We start from the raw sequence: 14,825 nt of genomic DNA, 5'->3' as shown, positions 1-14,825 counted from the left end.
CAAAGCAGACAAATAGGAGTGAGCCCGTTTGCAGATTAAACTAATGTTAGACGGATGCCCCCAGCGGGGTTGCAAGGGAAAAAATGGAATTAGCAGTAAGTAAAAAAAATATAAAATCTTTAATTATAAAAATATTTATTTCTTTACTTTTATTTATGTTATTGTGTTGTTTTTGCTTATATATTTTTTCGAATATATATATTAATAAGAAAGGTTTAAAAATAAAGTATGAAAATATACAAAATAAAACTACAATTGAACTAACTGAAAAGCAAATAGAAATTGTGAGTTATATTTACACAAATAATAAAAATCCGAAATTCAAAAAACATCCTTTAATTATAGATCTTTTTTCTTCAAAAAATAGAATGGCATACATAATGGCAACATTTTATTTTGCAACGAATGATGAAAGAAATAAAAAAATTACAACAATGGATTGGAGAATTATAATTTTTGGCACTATGAGAAATATTAAAAACAATATTAAATATAAAGATTGCTATAACTATGTGATTTCAAATGCCTATTTTGGAAATGGAATAATTGGACTTGCTGATGCATCAAAATTTTATTTTGATAAAGATTATAATTGTTTAAGTAATAAAGAATTCATAGAATTAATACTAATGACAACAAATCCAAGTAACTATAATATAGAAATTGAAAATAAAAGGCTTATAAAAGAAAAAGTTAATGAGATTTCTAACTATATAAATGAATAACACAGTGTCTAATACCCGCTTCAAAACAGACAAATAGGACTGAGCTCGTTTGCAGGTTAAGCAAATGTTAGACGGATGCATGGCGATGAAAAATAGAAAAAATATTAAAAGCAAAGGAATATTTTTATGAAAGTAGTATACGAAACTAATGGAAAAGGATTTCTTGGTTGGATAGAAAATCTCCCCGGTGCCTATGTTCGAGGCAAAACATTAGAAGAAGCACGAAATAAATATAAAAGAGAAATTAAAGAATACGGACAATGGCTAGATATAGAAGTTAATGAAGGTGACAAAGTTGATGAAATAATTGTACATAGCGATTTGATGATTGAAGATGCTGATAGTAATATTATTCTTGAAATAGAAAAAAAAGAGTATGAGAATGAAAATGATTTTTATCGTGAATGTGAATTAGCTTTTTTATCGGCAAAAAAGGTTTATAGCATTTACAACAAATGCAATAACAAAAATGTAATCGATGATAATAAAGTACGAAAGACATTTTATGGAAATGTATATTCTACAATCTTTGAGCAATATAAACATATATGTAATGTACAACAATATTACTTAGGACAAGTAGGTTTAAAAGCAGATATAGATCTTGATATCATAAAGGGACGAAAAAATAGTATTGATGAACTGATAAAAAAATACAAAGAAGAAGGAAATAGAGTATTTAAGAATGATGAAGAAGATTGGTCCATTAGAAAAATTCTGCGGCGGTTGATATGGCATGATAGAATTCATGCAAAAGCAATAGAAAGAATGGAGTATAATATTACTAATAAATAAATCTGACATTCACTTATAAATTATCAGTATTCCAGACAATATGGATTACTTAAGTTTTAAAATAAGTTTTTATTTATCTTGACAATCTAAAAGAAATTATGTATACTAAAAATAGCGTTGCTATTTTTTATCGGAAGGCTTAAAATAAAAAACCTTGCCGACATCCGTGAAGAAACAACCGGAGGAAAACAATGGATATAAATGATTTAATGAAAAAATGGTCTGAACAGGCAGAAAATATGCGAATGTTTCATATGCAGGAATTAAAGGATACCGGAAGCGAATGGAAAAAACTGCTCCAAGAAAATCTCAGGGACTGCAAGGGAAAGAAAGCTTTGGATGCAGGGTGCGGTACAGGTTTTTTAGCCATTTTACTTGCACAAGACGGCTGGCAAGTTACCGCCATAGACAGCAACGAAGCGATGCTTAAAGAAGGTAAAAAAACGGCTGAAGAATTGGGGCTTTCAGACAGAATTACCTTTTTGCTTAAAGATACTCATTCAACGGGTTTTCCTGAACACTTATTTGATGCAGTAGTTTCCAGACATGCTTCATGGCTATTCACCTCACCGGAAACCGTATACAAAGAATGGAAAAAAATACTAAAGCCTGATGGGACCATGCTGAACATTGATGCTAATTGGCTTAAACCCATATGGAATGCAGATGAGTTTGAAAAGTTCAAATCATACGAAGCGGAGCTTGTTAAGCAATACGGCGAATTCAGAGATTATTATCATGATGAACAGATGATAAATATTTTAAAAAAATTTCCGCTTGCCTATATAAATCGCCCTGAATGGGATGAACAGCTTCTGAAAAAAATCGGCTTTAAGCAAATTATGAGCAGCATCCTTTCCAAAGATAAATATCTGGACCCTTTTCAGGCAAAGAGATATAAAACTATACCTATGTTCACGATAAAAGCAAAAAATATAGAATACACAGGAAATTAGGAGATTCAAATGAACAAAACAGCCAAATGGACGATAAAAGATGTAATAACTACGGTTTTATTAAGTGCTCTTCTTATCGTTATGCAATTCATTGTAAATATGGTGTGCATGGCAAATCATTTTGTCAGCATGACATTATCAGTCGGCTTTTCCGTATTTATCTGCGCACCGGTTTATTTTCTCATGGTACAACGGGTGGGAAAACGGGGTGTGTCTTTAATCTACATGACGCTTCTCGGCATCATTTTTCTAATAATGGGAAACTGGTATTTATTACCGTATTACATTGTTATCGGTTTAATATGCGAAGCTGTTTTATGGAAACAAGGAGCCTATCAAAATCAGCGCAGGCTTACAGCTGCATGGACGGTTTCCAGCCTGTTATTTAATGGAACAAATTTACTTCCGATATGGTTCTTCTGGGATGCTTATTATGCCTTTGCTATTTCAAGCGGAATGAGCCAAGAATATATCGACTCATACGTTAGGTATTTTACCGTCCCTTATTGGATCATTTTCATCGTTGCTTTTACTACATTTTGCGGTTTTGTCGGAAGCCTGGTTGCTTCAAAACTGATAAAAAAACATTTTGAAAAAGCGGGCGTATTATAAAAACATTTGCAAAAAGCTCATCAGAGTTTTTAAAAATGCCTTGTTAAAAAATTAAATGAAAAAGGTTTCAAAAGATTTTACGGCTCCGGTAAAATTGTGGACGCTTTTGTGCGTTATTGTAAGCTCATTTTTTATCGCCGATTATAGGATAAACGGTATTCTTTCGCTTATCGGACTTTTATATCTTGCCGTCCAGTGTAAATGGCGGCTGCTGATATCATTCGGCCTCTTTTATGCACTGCTCTTGCTTCTCTTAATAGGTATCCGCCGGTATGGCATTAGAACAATCATCATACCGGAATTCTATATTTTTTTATGTTGGAGCCTCTTGCCGGTTATGCTTACCGGATGGGATGTGATAACAACTCCGCCCGGAGAACTTGCAGCTTTTCTTTCACGCATCGGAATGCCGGTGTCCGTTATTTTGGGGCTGCTCGTTATTTTCCGTTTTATACCGGTGATGAAAGCAGAAGTAAAAAAGCTCCGTCTGTCAATGAAAACCAAAGGGCTCTTGGAACCGATCCGCATCCTAACTCATCCCTTAGAAACGGGAGAATATGTGCTGATTCCGTTGCTTTTACGCTGCATTCAAATTGCCGATCAGCTCGCAGTCTCGGCAATTGTAAGAGGTATTCAGTGTCCGGTAAAACGGAGCAGCTATTACGAAAAAAAAATGCGGGCTTTCGACTATATCGCTGTTATCGTGTGGAGCACTACTACAGCTGCGGTTATCATGGTAAGGAGCCTTGCTTGATGATACGGATGGAAAATGTAAGTTTTCATTATGAGAACTGTGAAAGAGGTGTATCGGATATCAATCTTACAATTAACGAAGGAGAATGCACGGTTTTGACCGGACCGTCGGGCAGCGGAAAAACAACAGTATTGCGTCTTTTGAACGGTTTGGCACCGGGGTATTACAATGGGATGTTTTCGGGAAACATTTTCATCGGAGAAAAAGATATGTCTTCTATTCCATTGTGGGAACGGAGCAGGCTTATCGGCAGCGTGTTTCAGGAACCGCAAAGCCAGTTCTTTTCTTCCGAGCTTGCAGGTGAGATCGCTTTCTCATGCGAAAATTACGGACTGTCACAACACGAGATTATCAGCCGTACGGAAAGGGCAATCAAAGCGTTTCACCTTGAGGCATTACGTGACCATCCGCTTGACACATTTTCAAGCGGAGAAAAACAGAGTGCTGCAATCGCATCGGTATACGCCCTCTCTCCTTCGATATACGTATGTGATGAGCCTACTGCCAATCTCGATGAAGAAAGCTCTGTAAGACTTGGTAATGTTTTAAAGAAACTAAAAGAAGAAGGGCGTTCTCTGATTATTTCGGAACATCGATTAAGCTGGTTGTACGGGATAGCAGACCGTTTTGTCTATATAGATGGAGGGACAATACAGTGGACGCGTACGGCTGAAGAAATGCAGAAAATGACGCTTGAGCAAAAAAAACGTTTTGGGCTGAGGTCTTTTACGCCTGCTTTAAAACCGGTGCTTCCCCTTCCTCCATTAACAGCCTCATCCTCCGGTACAGCAAATAGTACGGAAAATCAACCCTTACTACAAGCTGACGAATTATGCCGCAAAGAAAAAGGACGCTTTATTTTAAAAACAATATCTTTTTCCATATGGCGTGGGCAAATTATTGCACTTATCGGTAAAAATGGAGTTGGGAAGACAACTCTCGGCCTTATTTTAAGCGGACTTAACAAAGAGTCGGACGGCACGATAAGGCTTAACGGGAAAAAAAGCGGACTGAGGGCACGCCGCAAAGCGGTATGGTACAGTGCCAATGATACGGGAACGCAGTTTTTTACCGAAAGCGTTTCTGAGGAAATTCTATTAAGCATTATGCACAGCTCCGATAGGATTGAACAAGCGCGGAATATTTTACAAATGATGGGACTCTATGAGCTAAAAGATGTTCATCCAGCAACACTTTCAGGCGGACAAAAACAGAGGCTTTCCGTTGCATGCGCCCTGCTATCCGGCCGAGACATACTCATTTTCGACGAACCCACCAGCGGCTTGGACGGTTATCATGCGGACATCCTTGCAAAAGCTTTTTTGGACGCGGCAGCTTGCGGAAAAACGATAATCATTATCACTCACGACTTTGAACTTATATCGGCGTGCTGCAACTTTGAGATCTCACTTGAGGGATAAGAACCGTCTGGAGCGAGCTATTAAACGTTATTCCATACGACTTAAAAAAATAGAACAGCCGTATCCGAAAAATCCTTTACCCGTTCATAATTTTTTTTCAAAAAAATCAATAGCGTTTTTAAAATCCTCTTCGTTAGGTCTATCCTTGTTTAAACCGCCTATCAGCTTTAACGGTCCGAAGGTATCAAAACCTTTACAGCCGAATATGCCCATACAGGTTTTTCCGCTTTGTTCGGTTTTTTTGCGTAATGCTTTTTCAAAACTGGAATTGACCGCTCCGGCAGTGTAAATAAAAAACAGTTTTTGCACAGTGCTTTCAAGAGCTTTCTCAAATAGTTTGTCGACGGTTTTTGCGAATTTAAGATAAAAAATTCCTGAAGCAAAACCGACTACCTCATAGCGCGCAAAATCATCGCTTTTAAAATCACCGGCCTTTATAAGTTCGATTTCCGGGAATTTTTCTTTTATCTTACGTAATACCTTTTCGGTATTTCCATGATGTGTTGAACTATACACAATACATACATTACTCATAGCATATCTCCTTTATTATTTATAGCCGAGAACCTCTAAAAACTTCAGTTTTTTAGAGGTTTTCCTTAGATTTATTTGCGATGTATTTTTTATAAATTATTACAGTATAACAATTTATAAAAAATACTCGTCGGGCATCTCTAAAAATCTAACCGAGTTTTTAGAGATGCTCAGCCGTATTGTTTAGGATATACTGCCGACAGGTCTTTTTCCAAAACAATATTTCCATTGTTTAATCTTTTTTGAGCAGCCATTCGGTATGCAAAATCGATTGCATTGCAGCTGCAATTGTAAAAACACTCTCCGCATAATATACAACTTTTTTGATTTTTTATCGATACCTTACCGTCTGCGAATATAAAATTGTTGACAGGGCACACTGAAATACATTTTTTACATACGCTGCAATTTTTATGTATAATCGATACGGTTTTAAATTTACTATGTATTTTTTCCTGCGAAAGTATTTTCAGGATAAAGCGCATGGGGCCTTTGGTATACGCAAAAGAAGCGCTGTTATCTTTTATACATTTCGTATGCGAACATAAATCGAAAATGTTACTTACGGCCGCCTCTATTAAGCGCTCTTCCGTACTGCCGGGTTTGTTTTCCAATATTTTAGTATGAAAAAATTTGCTTAATGTATGGAACGAAGCAAGTTTTATTCCCAAAACCGGTACATATTTTTTCTTTTTTAATGCCCTTCCTATTTCTTCCAATGAGATAAACGAATGAGCGCCTCCGTATGTTACAAACGGAATTGCGATTTTGAACACTTTTGATCCGGCAAAGGCAATGCTTCAAGGATATGCAGTATATGACTTTCCTCATGCCCTGCATATACCGGAGCTCCGGCAAAAAGCACGTCGAACTCTTTTAAGCAATTTTCCAACATTTTTTGCCGTTCCGATTTTGAAGCAGTCAACAGATTATTATTTTTTGTAATATTTACAATATCAGCTGTACCTCCTTTAGAGTCAAAACTTTTTTGAATCATACGCACTGCGGTCAATGTATGTCCTGACGGACTGAATACGATAATAACGGCTTTCATAACAAGTCCTCCTTAAAATAAATCTTCCTTTTTTTGTCAATATGTTTTAGTAACTAAAATATATTATGGAAAATTGTTGGAATTCACAAAGCCCTAACACCCGCTTCAAAACCGTATTTTAGAAAGTATTGACTATTGGAAAAATAAGAAATGTGCCGTAATCGTAATACCCCGTGTTTTTCATTTCGCCTTCTTCGCTTTTGGCGCGGGCAGCTCATCGTACATCGCATTAAATAAGCCGATTATAAAGGCTTTGTCGTCAACTTCGTCTACCAACAGCATTTCCTTTGCGCCGGAGTACGGCAATTCGCGGGCAGCGTTCGGCATATATGCAATCGCCGATGGGACAGCTTTTACGAGCAAGCGGTCATCGTAGATACCGCCGACAATTTTACCGCGATAGTAGATGATAAACTCTCCCATCATCGCCCGATAGCTTATGTTTTCCAAAGCAGACAGCTGATCCAAAATAAAATCCAAATATGCTTTACTCGATGCCATAATTACTTCCGGAACCCCAATATTTCAAAATCTTCACAGTCATATTCATCTATGCTTTTTAATAGTAAAGTTTTAATTTCTCCAAACGTAAATTCGGATATACTATTTGCTTTCTCAATCCACTCGATATTTTCTTTTGATTTTTTTGCAATCTCTTTGCATGCTTCTACAGTATCGAAAAAATAATCACTAACCGTGCTAAATTTTTCATCGCAAAAAAATAAATAAAAACCTTGCTCATTTGCATAACTGCAAATTGCAAGATAGTGTATCGGTATGATTTTTTCGCCGTTGTTGTAATCGACGGTTCCAAAGTCATCTTCATTTGTGCAACATCTAACTCTTGCACCGTCCAAATAATTTGGAAACATCTTTTAGTCCTAAAATACCGTTTTTTATACAATACATAAATTATTCGAAGTCCATAAAAAGACCGTATATTTCATCTTTTGCAGCTTTTACTTTTTCCAAATCTTCTTGTCAAAGGAACTGATTGTTTTTTGAAAGCACATACAGCAAATCGATGCAAACTTGAAAAGTTCTCATAGGTACTGCGTTATCATCTTTCCACCGCTTGAATCTTTGTTGTAATTGTTTAAACAATACATTGTATAAATCTTCATCAAAAGAACCGTTTTTCAGTTTTGATGCAAATGAAATATAGATACTTCTCAGTTCTTCATCCGTGTTTTCGGCACTGAAATAATCAGCTAATAATTTTTGAAATTTGCGCATCTCATTATAAGTTATGGTAACGCCCTCTTTCCATTCACTATGGTCTGCATTCCATGTACGGATATCGTAGACAGGTTCACGATTATTCCAACTGACGAGATTCAATTCTTTTGTGTAGCCGTTATTCGGTTCACACAGTTTTCCGATATGGTTATACATTGTAAATTTTGCTTTCATTATTTACCCTCATTTCTTTAAAATTTTTTATTAATTGTTTTTCCTGCTGTTTTTGATGTGGCGACACGGTTCGATATGCAATAAATTTTTGGATATATTCACTGTAGTTTTTTTATGAGATCGACAACCTCTGCCTCCGTCATTCTCCATTTTAAGAGGCCGGTCACCCGACCAATCCAGTAAAAGAATTACCGCCTGCGGTTTCCTGCCATGTTCTTCTATCTTTGTGATTTGACAAGCTGTATATTTCTTTAAGTGTTTATTATAGACGCAGTAAACATCTCCCGCCTTTGCTATCATATCAATTTCTCCTTTTTCCGGATATTCAATTAAGCTTCCGTATTATTCACTTCTTCAAAATATTCTTCCAAATGACAATATATTCTCATATCTTCGCTTGATCCGTCACGCAAAACCATCCATTTACATTGCTTCTCTTCATTAACAAAAACAAAATTATGCTCGCCGAAGTAAATCTGATATCCTTTATTGGATAATAAGCAGATTTCTCCCTTTTTGAAACTGAAAATATCTTTTTTAACGAGATAATTTTTTCCTGTTTCCATTTTCATAATACATTCTCCTCATTTATTTTCTAGATTTATAAAACTCCTTATACTTTGGATCATCAGACTGAAAATATCGATACCCTACCCCTTTTTGTTTGAGCAGATTCTTCCATAATTCAAAAGCTTCATCCAAGTTTCCGACTTCAAATTCATACTTCGCTTTCATATGCTCAATCTCAAAATCATATAAATGCAGTTCATCATTGTTCTCTATCATTCTGTCCAGCCAACATTTTGCAATCACCATATCACGATTTTCCATTGCATGTTTGAAAAAGCTTTTTGCATAGTTGTATCCCTGATTCCATTTTGCTCCCGACTCCGGAAAAGCTTTCCAGCCTTGTTCCGCAAGAGCGAATCCTTCCTCCATCCTCTTCTCATTAAATTTACTTACGGCATCCCTGCCATAAGCAACAACAGAAGCATATCTTTCCTCATCCAACAGCATTCTACATTCCTCCTAAAATTGTATTGTTATGTTACCTTGCCAATCACATGATTGCATTCATTTTTATCTCAGTAAATGCGAACCTGAAATCAAACTGTGAAATAAAACATACTCCCTCAGCAAACTGATAATATGATGTTACCACCCAAAAAAACGGTCTTTTGATGTGAATTCAACTCATTTTATCATAGTTTATTGCGAATTAAAAAATATCATAAATCCTTACTGTTGTTATCCTATTTTACAAAGTGCAACTTCTTTTAACCCTCTGTCATAAAGAGACGTAATACAACTATCTTGGCTGATGTTTTGTACCTTATGTTTGCTCATTCCTCTCGGGAGACTGATATCAAAATATTCCCTTGCAGTAAGTGAAAAAAATTTTTGTTTTCCCTTCCAATCATCTGTCTTAAAAAGAGGTGTCATTACTACATAGTCGGAGTTGGTGAACATTCCGTTCACACCGCGTTTTTTACCTCCGATTTTTAAATCTTCCGATTCGATCAACTTCTCAACGACTTTCCCGCCAGCAGAAATTTTTGCAAGTGCATAGTAATCCATCCCCCATTTATTAACCGATGTTGTACTTTCTCCCGAAAGAAAAGCATAGATGTCTCGGTTTGCTATTTTCAGACTGTCTATTTTGGGCGTCTCGTCTGTTGTGTCATCACGGTGTGTGAATGCCTTTTTATCAATGTTTGAAAAAGATTTCCATTCGGCGCGTTTTGCTGCAGCGTCGAATTCGAGCAGAGCGAAATTCCGTGCATCGCCGTAATATACTTCGTTTTCGAAACAGACGGGAATCGTCATACTGTCGGATATATTTTGAAAATACCGTTGTTCCGCTTTTTCGGGGATAATTCCCCTTATTAAAAAAGAGGGCTTGTTTTTTATCGGAATGATTTCGTGTGATGAAAAATCACCGGTATAATACCGCACCTCTTTTGCCGAAATGATAATACCGAAGCCGTTCCCAGACCGAAAAAGCACGGGATAATCCCTATTGGATGTTTTAGCGTAGTCAATCTGAATCTTTTTTATGCCGCCGGGAAAAAGGATAATGGCGCAATATTTTTTCCAATCGGTGTTCTCCGAGGTCAAAATTACCGCAGTTCCGTCCGCCAGCAAAACCGAACCATACACATACGAAAATTCGTTATCGAATTCCCATTTTTTAAAAAGAGTTAATTTTAAGTCGCTCATATTTTATATCTCTTCATTACATCATATCATTTTCAAGCAGTTTTTTCCAGCGGCGGACTTTTTGCGTGTGTGCCTCAAAAGCTCACTTTATTGATAAAAGCATCATTCAAAAAATAGTATAAGCTAAAAGCACATCACTCTATTACATAAATTGGATAAATGCGGTATCTTGTACTTCTTGATAAAAAGATATACAATACTGTTCATACAGTATTTATAAACATAGGCGATAAACAGTTCGGCATAAATGCTGCCTCACTATTTATCTTATAGGAGTTATAAAATGAAAAAAATATCGTTTGAATTAATCAAAAAAATTGATTTTGTGTTAATTTTTATTTTCTTAATTTTAGGGATTGTTACATGGGCTATTGTTATGATAGATGCATTTAATCCATTTGGCCGCCATACTGTCTCAAATGGAGTAACAATTGTTGCAGACGATCCAAAAGAGGAGATACGGGAATATATCGAATTCAACAAAAAAATAAAAGATGTTTTTATTTTTAATCTTAAAAGTTCCAAAATAAAGGCCGATGGATTGTATGATAATATACCTGAAGCAGCCTTTAAATCCGGCACAAGTTTTTCAAAAAAATCACATAACGAAGGAATTACCAACTTAATTTTTATAAATGATACAAGTTATGAAGAGTATAAATTATTTGACTCAAATATTTTTATATATAGATATAAATTTTCTGAAGAAAAAACCGGAAATAATATTTATTGCGATAAAAATATTTATGCCGTTGTAAATGAAGACACAAATAATGATAACACACTAAATTCAGAAGATAATATAGCCCTATATATCTCTGACTATAACGGTAAAAATTTAATTAAACTTTCAAACTCAATATATAAAGTTAGAATTACAGACAATAACCAACTCTTATTTACTGAATATGACGGGAGTGTTTTGACGTTTTTTTCGTATGATATCAATTTAAATAAAAAAACTAAATTAAAGTCAGCCGAACAAGAGACGCCGGAGAAGTATATTTCTTTCTATTGATAAGATTAGCAGAACTATGCTTAAAATAGCCGTCATCGAAGATAATGAAGTTCAATCCAGACTCCTAAAAGACTATGCAAACGAATGGGCAAATAAAAATAATCTTTTGCAGGAAGTTAAACTTTTTTCTTCAGGCGAACAGTTTTGGTTTGAGTTTGAAGAGCTTTCCGATATAGATATAATCTTATTGGATATACAGATGTCTAGGATAAGCGGCATAGAGCTTGCCAAAAAAATAAGAAAAACAAAAAGCAATGCAGTTATCATCTTTATAACAGGTATACCCGACTATATGCAGGAAGGCTACGATGTCGAAGCCCTGCACTATCTTTTAAAAACCTGTAAAAAAAGAAAAGCTCTTTGATTGCTTGGATCGAGCCTTAAAAAAACAGGATAAAGTTAAAGAAGAAAACTTTGTCTTTTCCTGCGAAGGCCGCCTTACAACATTAAAGCAATCTGAAATTGTTTTTATAGAATCTATTTCGCATAATCTAAAAATAAAAACTTTAAAAAGCGAATACATAACAAGGATGAATTTATCGGAGGCGGAAGAAAAGTTAAATTCCAAACTATTTGTAAAAACTCACAGAGCCTTTATCGCAAACCTGATGCACATAAGGCAGCTTCAAAAAGACAAGGCCGTCCTTGCGGATAATACTTTAATTCCGATAAGCCGCAGGGAATATAAAAATGTCAACACCCTCTTTATCGGCTTTTTTACCCAAGGAGAAATCTGATGTTCATTTTTATACTTGTTTTAAGCTCAATCCTTTTGCTGTTTATACTTCTGTACTTTTTAATTAGAAGAGCCGTCAATAAGCGTTTCGATGATTTTGAAAACGATCTTATCAATAAATACTACGAGGATGTAGATTCCATCTATAAAAAAATGCGCGGCTGGCGGCACGACTTTCATAATCATATTCAAGTTATGAAGGCTTATCTTGAATTTAAAAACTATGATGAACTTGAAAGTTATTTAAATAATCTAACTGAAGACTTGATTAAGGTAGACAGTGTAATCAAAACCGGAAACTTGATGAGCGATGCAATCTTAAATACAAAGGCAGCTATCGCTCTTTCCCATGATATAAAACTAAACATAAAAGCCTCCATTCCTCAAAACATAACCTTAAGCGACCTTGAACTTTGCGTAATAATAGGGAATCTTTTTGACAATGCCATTGAGGGCGCTTTAAGCCTTAAAGAAAAAGATAAAAGATTTATAAGGGTGTACATAAGAAAATTAAATGATAATCTCTATATCTCGTTTACAAATTCTTGCGATGGCCGCCGCAAAAAAACTCAAGGAAAATTTCTTACAACAAAACAAGGTAAAGATCACGGATTCGGCTCGGGACGAATCGATGCAATAGTTAAAAAATATTCGGCCTTTATAAACCGTCAAAGCGAAGAAGGAGCCTTCGCCGTAGAACTTATGTTTCCGATTGTTTTGAATAGCAGCACAAATAGTACCGCTTAAAAACACTGCAATTTTGCTGCCTGGCAAACAAGATGACAAGATGACAAACACTCCTTGAATACATTTTTCATACATGATAAACTAATTACGAATAAAGAACATGGAAAAACAAACACTTTTAAATCAATGGCTGCATGAGCAGGAAATAGCTCATATTAAAGGTTGGGATTTCTCTCACATTAGAGGAAGGTATAAAGAAGAAGATGACCTTCCATGGGATTTTGGAAATGTAATAAAATCTTATCTGTGTAATACTGATTATTTATTAGATATGGAAACAGGCGGAGGAGAATTTCTTTTATATTTTCTTTCAAATCCTAAATATACTGCTGCAATTGAAGGCTATGATCCAAATATAAAAATATGTGAGGAAAGACTTCTTCCTTTAGGAATAGATTTTAAACCATGCGATGGAGGTGGCGCCCTTCCTTTTAAAGATAATTACTTTGATATTATTACTAATAGGCATGGTAAATACAATGTAACTGAAATTAAAAGAGTTCTTAAAAGCGGAGGAGTATTTCTTACGCAGCAAGTCGGTGCTGAAAATGACAGAGAACTGGTAGAACTTTTAATCGGCAATGTTGAAATTCCGTTCCCTGATGCTTACTTGAGTATTTCAAAACAAGAATTTATTGATAATGGGTTTGATATTATAGAAGAAGCTGAAGCCTATAAGCCGATTGAATTTTATGATGTGGGTGCACTTGTTTGGTTTGCGAGAATAATTGATTGGGAATTCCCATACTTTGAAGTAAAAAAACATCAAAAGAATCTCTTTAAAGCGCAAGAAATTCTTAAAAAAGAAGGCGTAATTAAGGGAAGAATTCATAGGTATTATTTTGTTGCCGAAAAAAAATAACAATGAATTAAAGCGCCGGGCTATGTTGATTTAAATGTGCAATTTAATAGAATTCTACCAATTAAAATAGAAAATTACAGTTCCTCAATTTCAGATTCAGAAAGGCCTGTTATTTCTTTAATCAAAGCTATATCTAAGTCTTTTAGCTTCATAAGTTTAGCTGTTTGCTTTAAACCTTCAGAAAAGCCTTTATCCCTAGCATCCATTTCAAAAGTAGATAATAACCTGTATTCCTGTCTTGCCTGTTCGTTTTGTTTTACTTTTTGTATCATAGTTTCTATCTCCCTTGTAAATTCATTTTTTACTTTTCCGGTTTTAATATATTCTAAAAATTCCTTTAGTTCTTTGTCCTCAGTGTTATTAAAGGCCTCTGCATTTATTATAACCTTTAGAGTGCCGTCTTGTAAAGGGGTATTTTTGTCCTCTATACAAAGGTTTTCAAAGGTATAAATAGGCCTATTTTTGCCTATAACATCAAACAAGCAGATAAAAATTATAATGCTGTCATTTAAGTTATTATAGGAATTACCTTTGTCCAAAAACGAGATATCTATGGCAGCTTGGTAAAACCGCATACGCTTCGGGATATTGCGTTCATTGCTTACCTGCACTTCTATATCATAAAGTTTACCATCTTCTGCCTGCACCAAAACATCAAACCGTACGGACTTTGCCTGTTCATAAGTGTTAATATTATGTTGTACCGAGATATAGGTAACTTTTCCTATTGTATCTGATAATATCATTTCAATAAGCCCTTTGCATAAATCTTCATTTTGCATGATTTTACAAAACATAAAATCATCCGTAAATGTTAAATCTTCAAATTTTTTTAGCATTTGCTTTCTCCCATTATATTTATAGTTATTATTTGAAAAAAATAGTAAATTATAAAAAAATGTTTGAATTTATACTAAATTTACTAAGAAAAGAAACTCCAGAACCCGGTACGCCCTCGAAGGGTAAATGTAGAAAAGA

At 35.1% G+C, this 14,825-nt stretch carries 19 protein-coding genes and 2 pseudogenes; 10 read left to right on the top strand and 11 right to left on the bottom strand.

Annotated features, from left to right (window positions below; all coding sequences use genetic code 11):
- Positions 1-83 precede the first annotated feature (83 nt).
- The 6 genes from JO40_RS05275 (at position 84) to JO40_RS05250 (ending at position 5,263) form a co-directional block, all read left to right on the top strand.
- Positions 84-725, top strand: a complete 642-nt coding sequence (locus tag JO40_RS05275) for a transglycosylase domain-containing protein (protein ID WP_044978428.1) — start codon at positions 84-86, stop codon at positions 723-725.
- A 126-nt stretch (positions 726-851) separates the two neighbouring features.
- The gene (locus JO40_RS05270) at positions 852-1,520 is read left to right on the top strand and encodes a hypothetical protein (protein ID WP_044978427.1); all 669 of its coding nucleotides are present in this window, start codon (positions 852-854) and stop codon (positions 1,518-1,520) included.
- Positions 1,521-1,711: 191 nt separating this feature from the next.
- Positions 1,712-2,476: a class I SAM-dependent methyltransferase gene (locus JO40_RS05265; RefSeq protein ID WP_044978426.1), complete on the top strand. Its 765-nt coding sequence runs from the start codon at positions 1,712-1,714 to the stop codon at positions 2,474-2,476.
- 9 nt (positions 2,477-2,485) lie between these two features.
- On the top strand, positions 2,486-3,088 hold the full coding sequence (locus JO40_RS05260) for an MptD family putative ECF transporter S component (protein ID WP_044978425.1): 603 nt from the start codon (positions 2,486-2,488) through the stop codon (positions 3,086-3,088).
- 55 nt (positions 3,089-3,143) lie between these two features.
- Positions 3,144-3,842: an energy-coupling factor transporter transmembrane component T family protein gene (locus JO40_RS05255; protein WP_044978424.1), complete on the top strand. Its 699-nt coding sequence runs from the start codon at positions 3,144-3,146 to the stop codon at positions 3,840-3,842.
- Positions 3,842-5,263: an ABC transporter ATP-binding protein gene (locus JO40_RS05250; protein WP_044978423.1), complete on the top strand. Its 1,422-nt coding sequence runs from the start codon at positions 3,842-3,844 to the stop codon at positions 5,261-5,263. The genes JO40_RS05255 and JO40_RS05250 overlap by 1 nt, the downstream gene beginning before the upstream one ends.
- A gap of 84 nt (positions 5,264-5,347) precedes the next feature.
- Here the strand turns inward: JO40_RS05250 and JO40_RS05245 are convergent, their stop codons facing one another.
- The 10 genes and pseudogenes from JO40_RS05245 to JO40_RS05205 all read right to left on the bottom strand — a co-directional run bounded on the left by JO40_RS05245 (position 5,348) and on the right by JO40_RS05205 (position 10,484).
- Positions 5,348-5,797, bottom strand: a complete 450-nt coding sequence (locus JO40_RS05245) for a flavodoxin family protein (RefSeq protein WP_044978422.1) — start codon at positions 5,795-5,797, stop codon at positions 5,348-5,350.
- Positions 5,798-5,967: 170 nt separating this feature from the next.
- The gene (locus JO40_RS05240; RefSeq protein ID WP_245609022.1) at positions 5,968-6,573 is read right to left on the bottom strand and encodes a 4Fe-4S dicluster domain-containing protein; all 606 of its coding nucleotides are present in this window, start codon (positions 6,571-6,573) and stop codon (positions 5,968-5,970) included.
- On the bottom strand, positions 6,546-6,851 hold the full coding sequence (locus JO40_RS14510; protein ID WP_245609021.1) for a flavodoxin family protein: 306 nt from the start codon (positions 6,849-6,851) through the stop codon (positions 6,546-6,548). Before JO40_RS14510 ends, JO40_RS05240 begins: the two co-directional genes overlap by 28 nt.
- 180 nt (positions 6,852-7,031) lie before the next feature.
- Positions 7,032-7,352: a TfoX/Sxy family protein gene (locus tag JO40_RS05235; RefSeq protein WP_044978421.1), complete on the bottom strand. Its 321-nt coding sequence runs from the start codon at positions 7,350-7,352 to the stop codon at positions 7,032-7,034.
- Positions 7,353-7,354: 2 nt separating this feature from the next.
- Positions 7,355-7,723, bottom strand: a complete 369-nt coding sequence (locus JO40_RS05230; protein ID WP_245609020.1) for a hypothetical protein — start codon at positions 7,721-7,723, stop codon at positions 7,355-7,357.
- 109 nt (positions 7,724-7,832) lie between these two features.
- Positions 7,833-8,264, bottom strand: coding sequence for a YdbC family protein (locus JO40_RS13870; protein WP_158506571.1), 432 nt, complete (start codon positions 8,262-8,264; stop codon positions 7,833-7,835).
- 144 nt (positions 8,265-8,408) lie between these two features.
- Positions 8,409-8,564: pseudogene (locus JO40_RS15175) on the bottom strand (death domain-containing protein); the annotation flags it as partial.
- 29 nt (positions 8,565-8,593) lie between these two features.
- Complete coding sequence (locus JO40_RS05215) at positions 8,594-8,836, bottom strand: hypothetical protein (protein ID WP_044978419.1); 243 nt, start codon at positions 8,834-8,836, stop codon at positions 8,594-8,596.
- 16 nt (positions 8,837-8,852) lie between these two features.
- Positions 8,853-9,281: a hypothetical protein gene (locus JO40_RS05210; RefSeq protein WP_044978418.1), complete on the bottom strand. Its 429-nt coding sequence runs from the start codon at positions 9,279-9,281 to the stop codon at positions 8,853-8,855.
- Positions 9,282-9,512: 231 nt separating this feature from the next.
- Positions 9,513-10,484: a hypothetical protein gene (locus JO40_RS05205; protein WP_044978417.1), complete on the bottom strand. Its 972-nt coding sequence runs from the start codon at positions 10,482-10,484 to the stop codon at positions 9,513-9,515.
- 283 nt (positions 10,485-10,767) lie between these two features.
- Between JO40_RS05205 and JO40_RS05200 the strand changes: the two genes are divergently transcribed.
- The 4 genes and pseudogenes from JO40_RS05200 to JO40_RS05185 all read left to right on the top strand — a co-directional run bounded on the left by JO40_RS05200 (position 10,768) and on the right by JO40_RS05185 (position 13,847).
- On the top strand, positions 10,768-11,502 hold the full coding sequence (locus JO40_RS05200; protein WP_044978416.1) for a hypothetical protein: 735 nt from the start codon (positions 10,768-10,770) through the stop codon (positions 11,500-11,502).
- A gap of 16 nt (positions 11,503-11,518) precedes the next feature.
- Positions 11,519-12,239 (top strand): annotated as a pseudogene (atcR, locus tag JO40_RS15170) (response regulator transcription factor AtcR).
- Positions 12,239-12,985, top strand: a complete 747-nt coding sequence (gene atcS, locus JO40_RS05190; protein ID WP_044978415.1) for a histidine kinase AtcS — start codon at positions 12,239-12,241, stop codon at positions 12,983-12,985. Before atcR ends, atcS begins: the two are co-directional and overlap by 1 nt.
- A 100-nt stretch (positions 12,986-13,085) precedes the next feature.
- On the top strand, positions 13,086-13,847 hold the full coding sequence (locus JO40_RS05185) for a class I SAM-dependent methyltransferase (protein ID WP_044978414.1): 762 nt from the start codon (positions 13,086-13,088) through the stop codon (positions 13,845-13,847).
- A gap of 74 nt (positions 13,848-13,921) precedes the next feature.
- Here JO40_RS05185 and JO40_RS05180 read toward each other — a convergent pair whose 3' ends face one another.
- Complete coding sequence (locus tag JO40_RS05180; protein ID WP_044978413.1) at positions 13,922-14,686, bottom strand: Rpn family recombination-promoting nuclease/putative transposase; 765 nt, start codon at positions 14,684-14,686, stop codon at positions 13,922-13,924.
- Positions 14,687-14,825 lie beyond the last annotated feature (139 nt).

Origin of the sequence: Treponema putidum (assembly GCF_000755145.1) — a bacterium.
In the GTDB taxonomy this organism is placed as follows: Bacteria; Spirochaetota; Spirochaetia; order Treponematales; family Treponemataceae; genus Treponema_B; species Treponema_B putidum.
The sequence above is the reverse complement of the archived record's forward strand: the minus strand, read 5'-3'. Positions and strand labels throughout refer to the sequence as shown.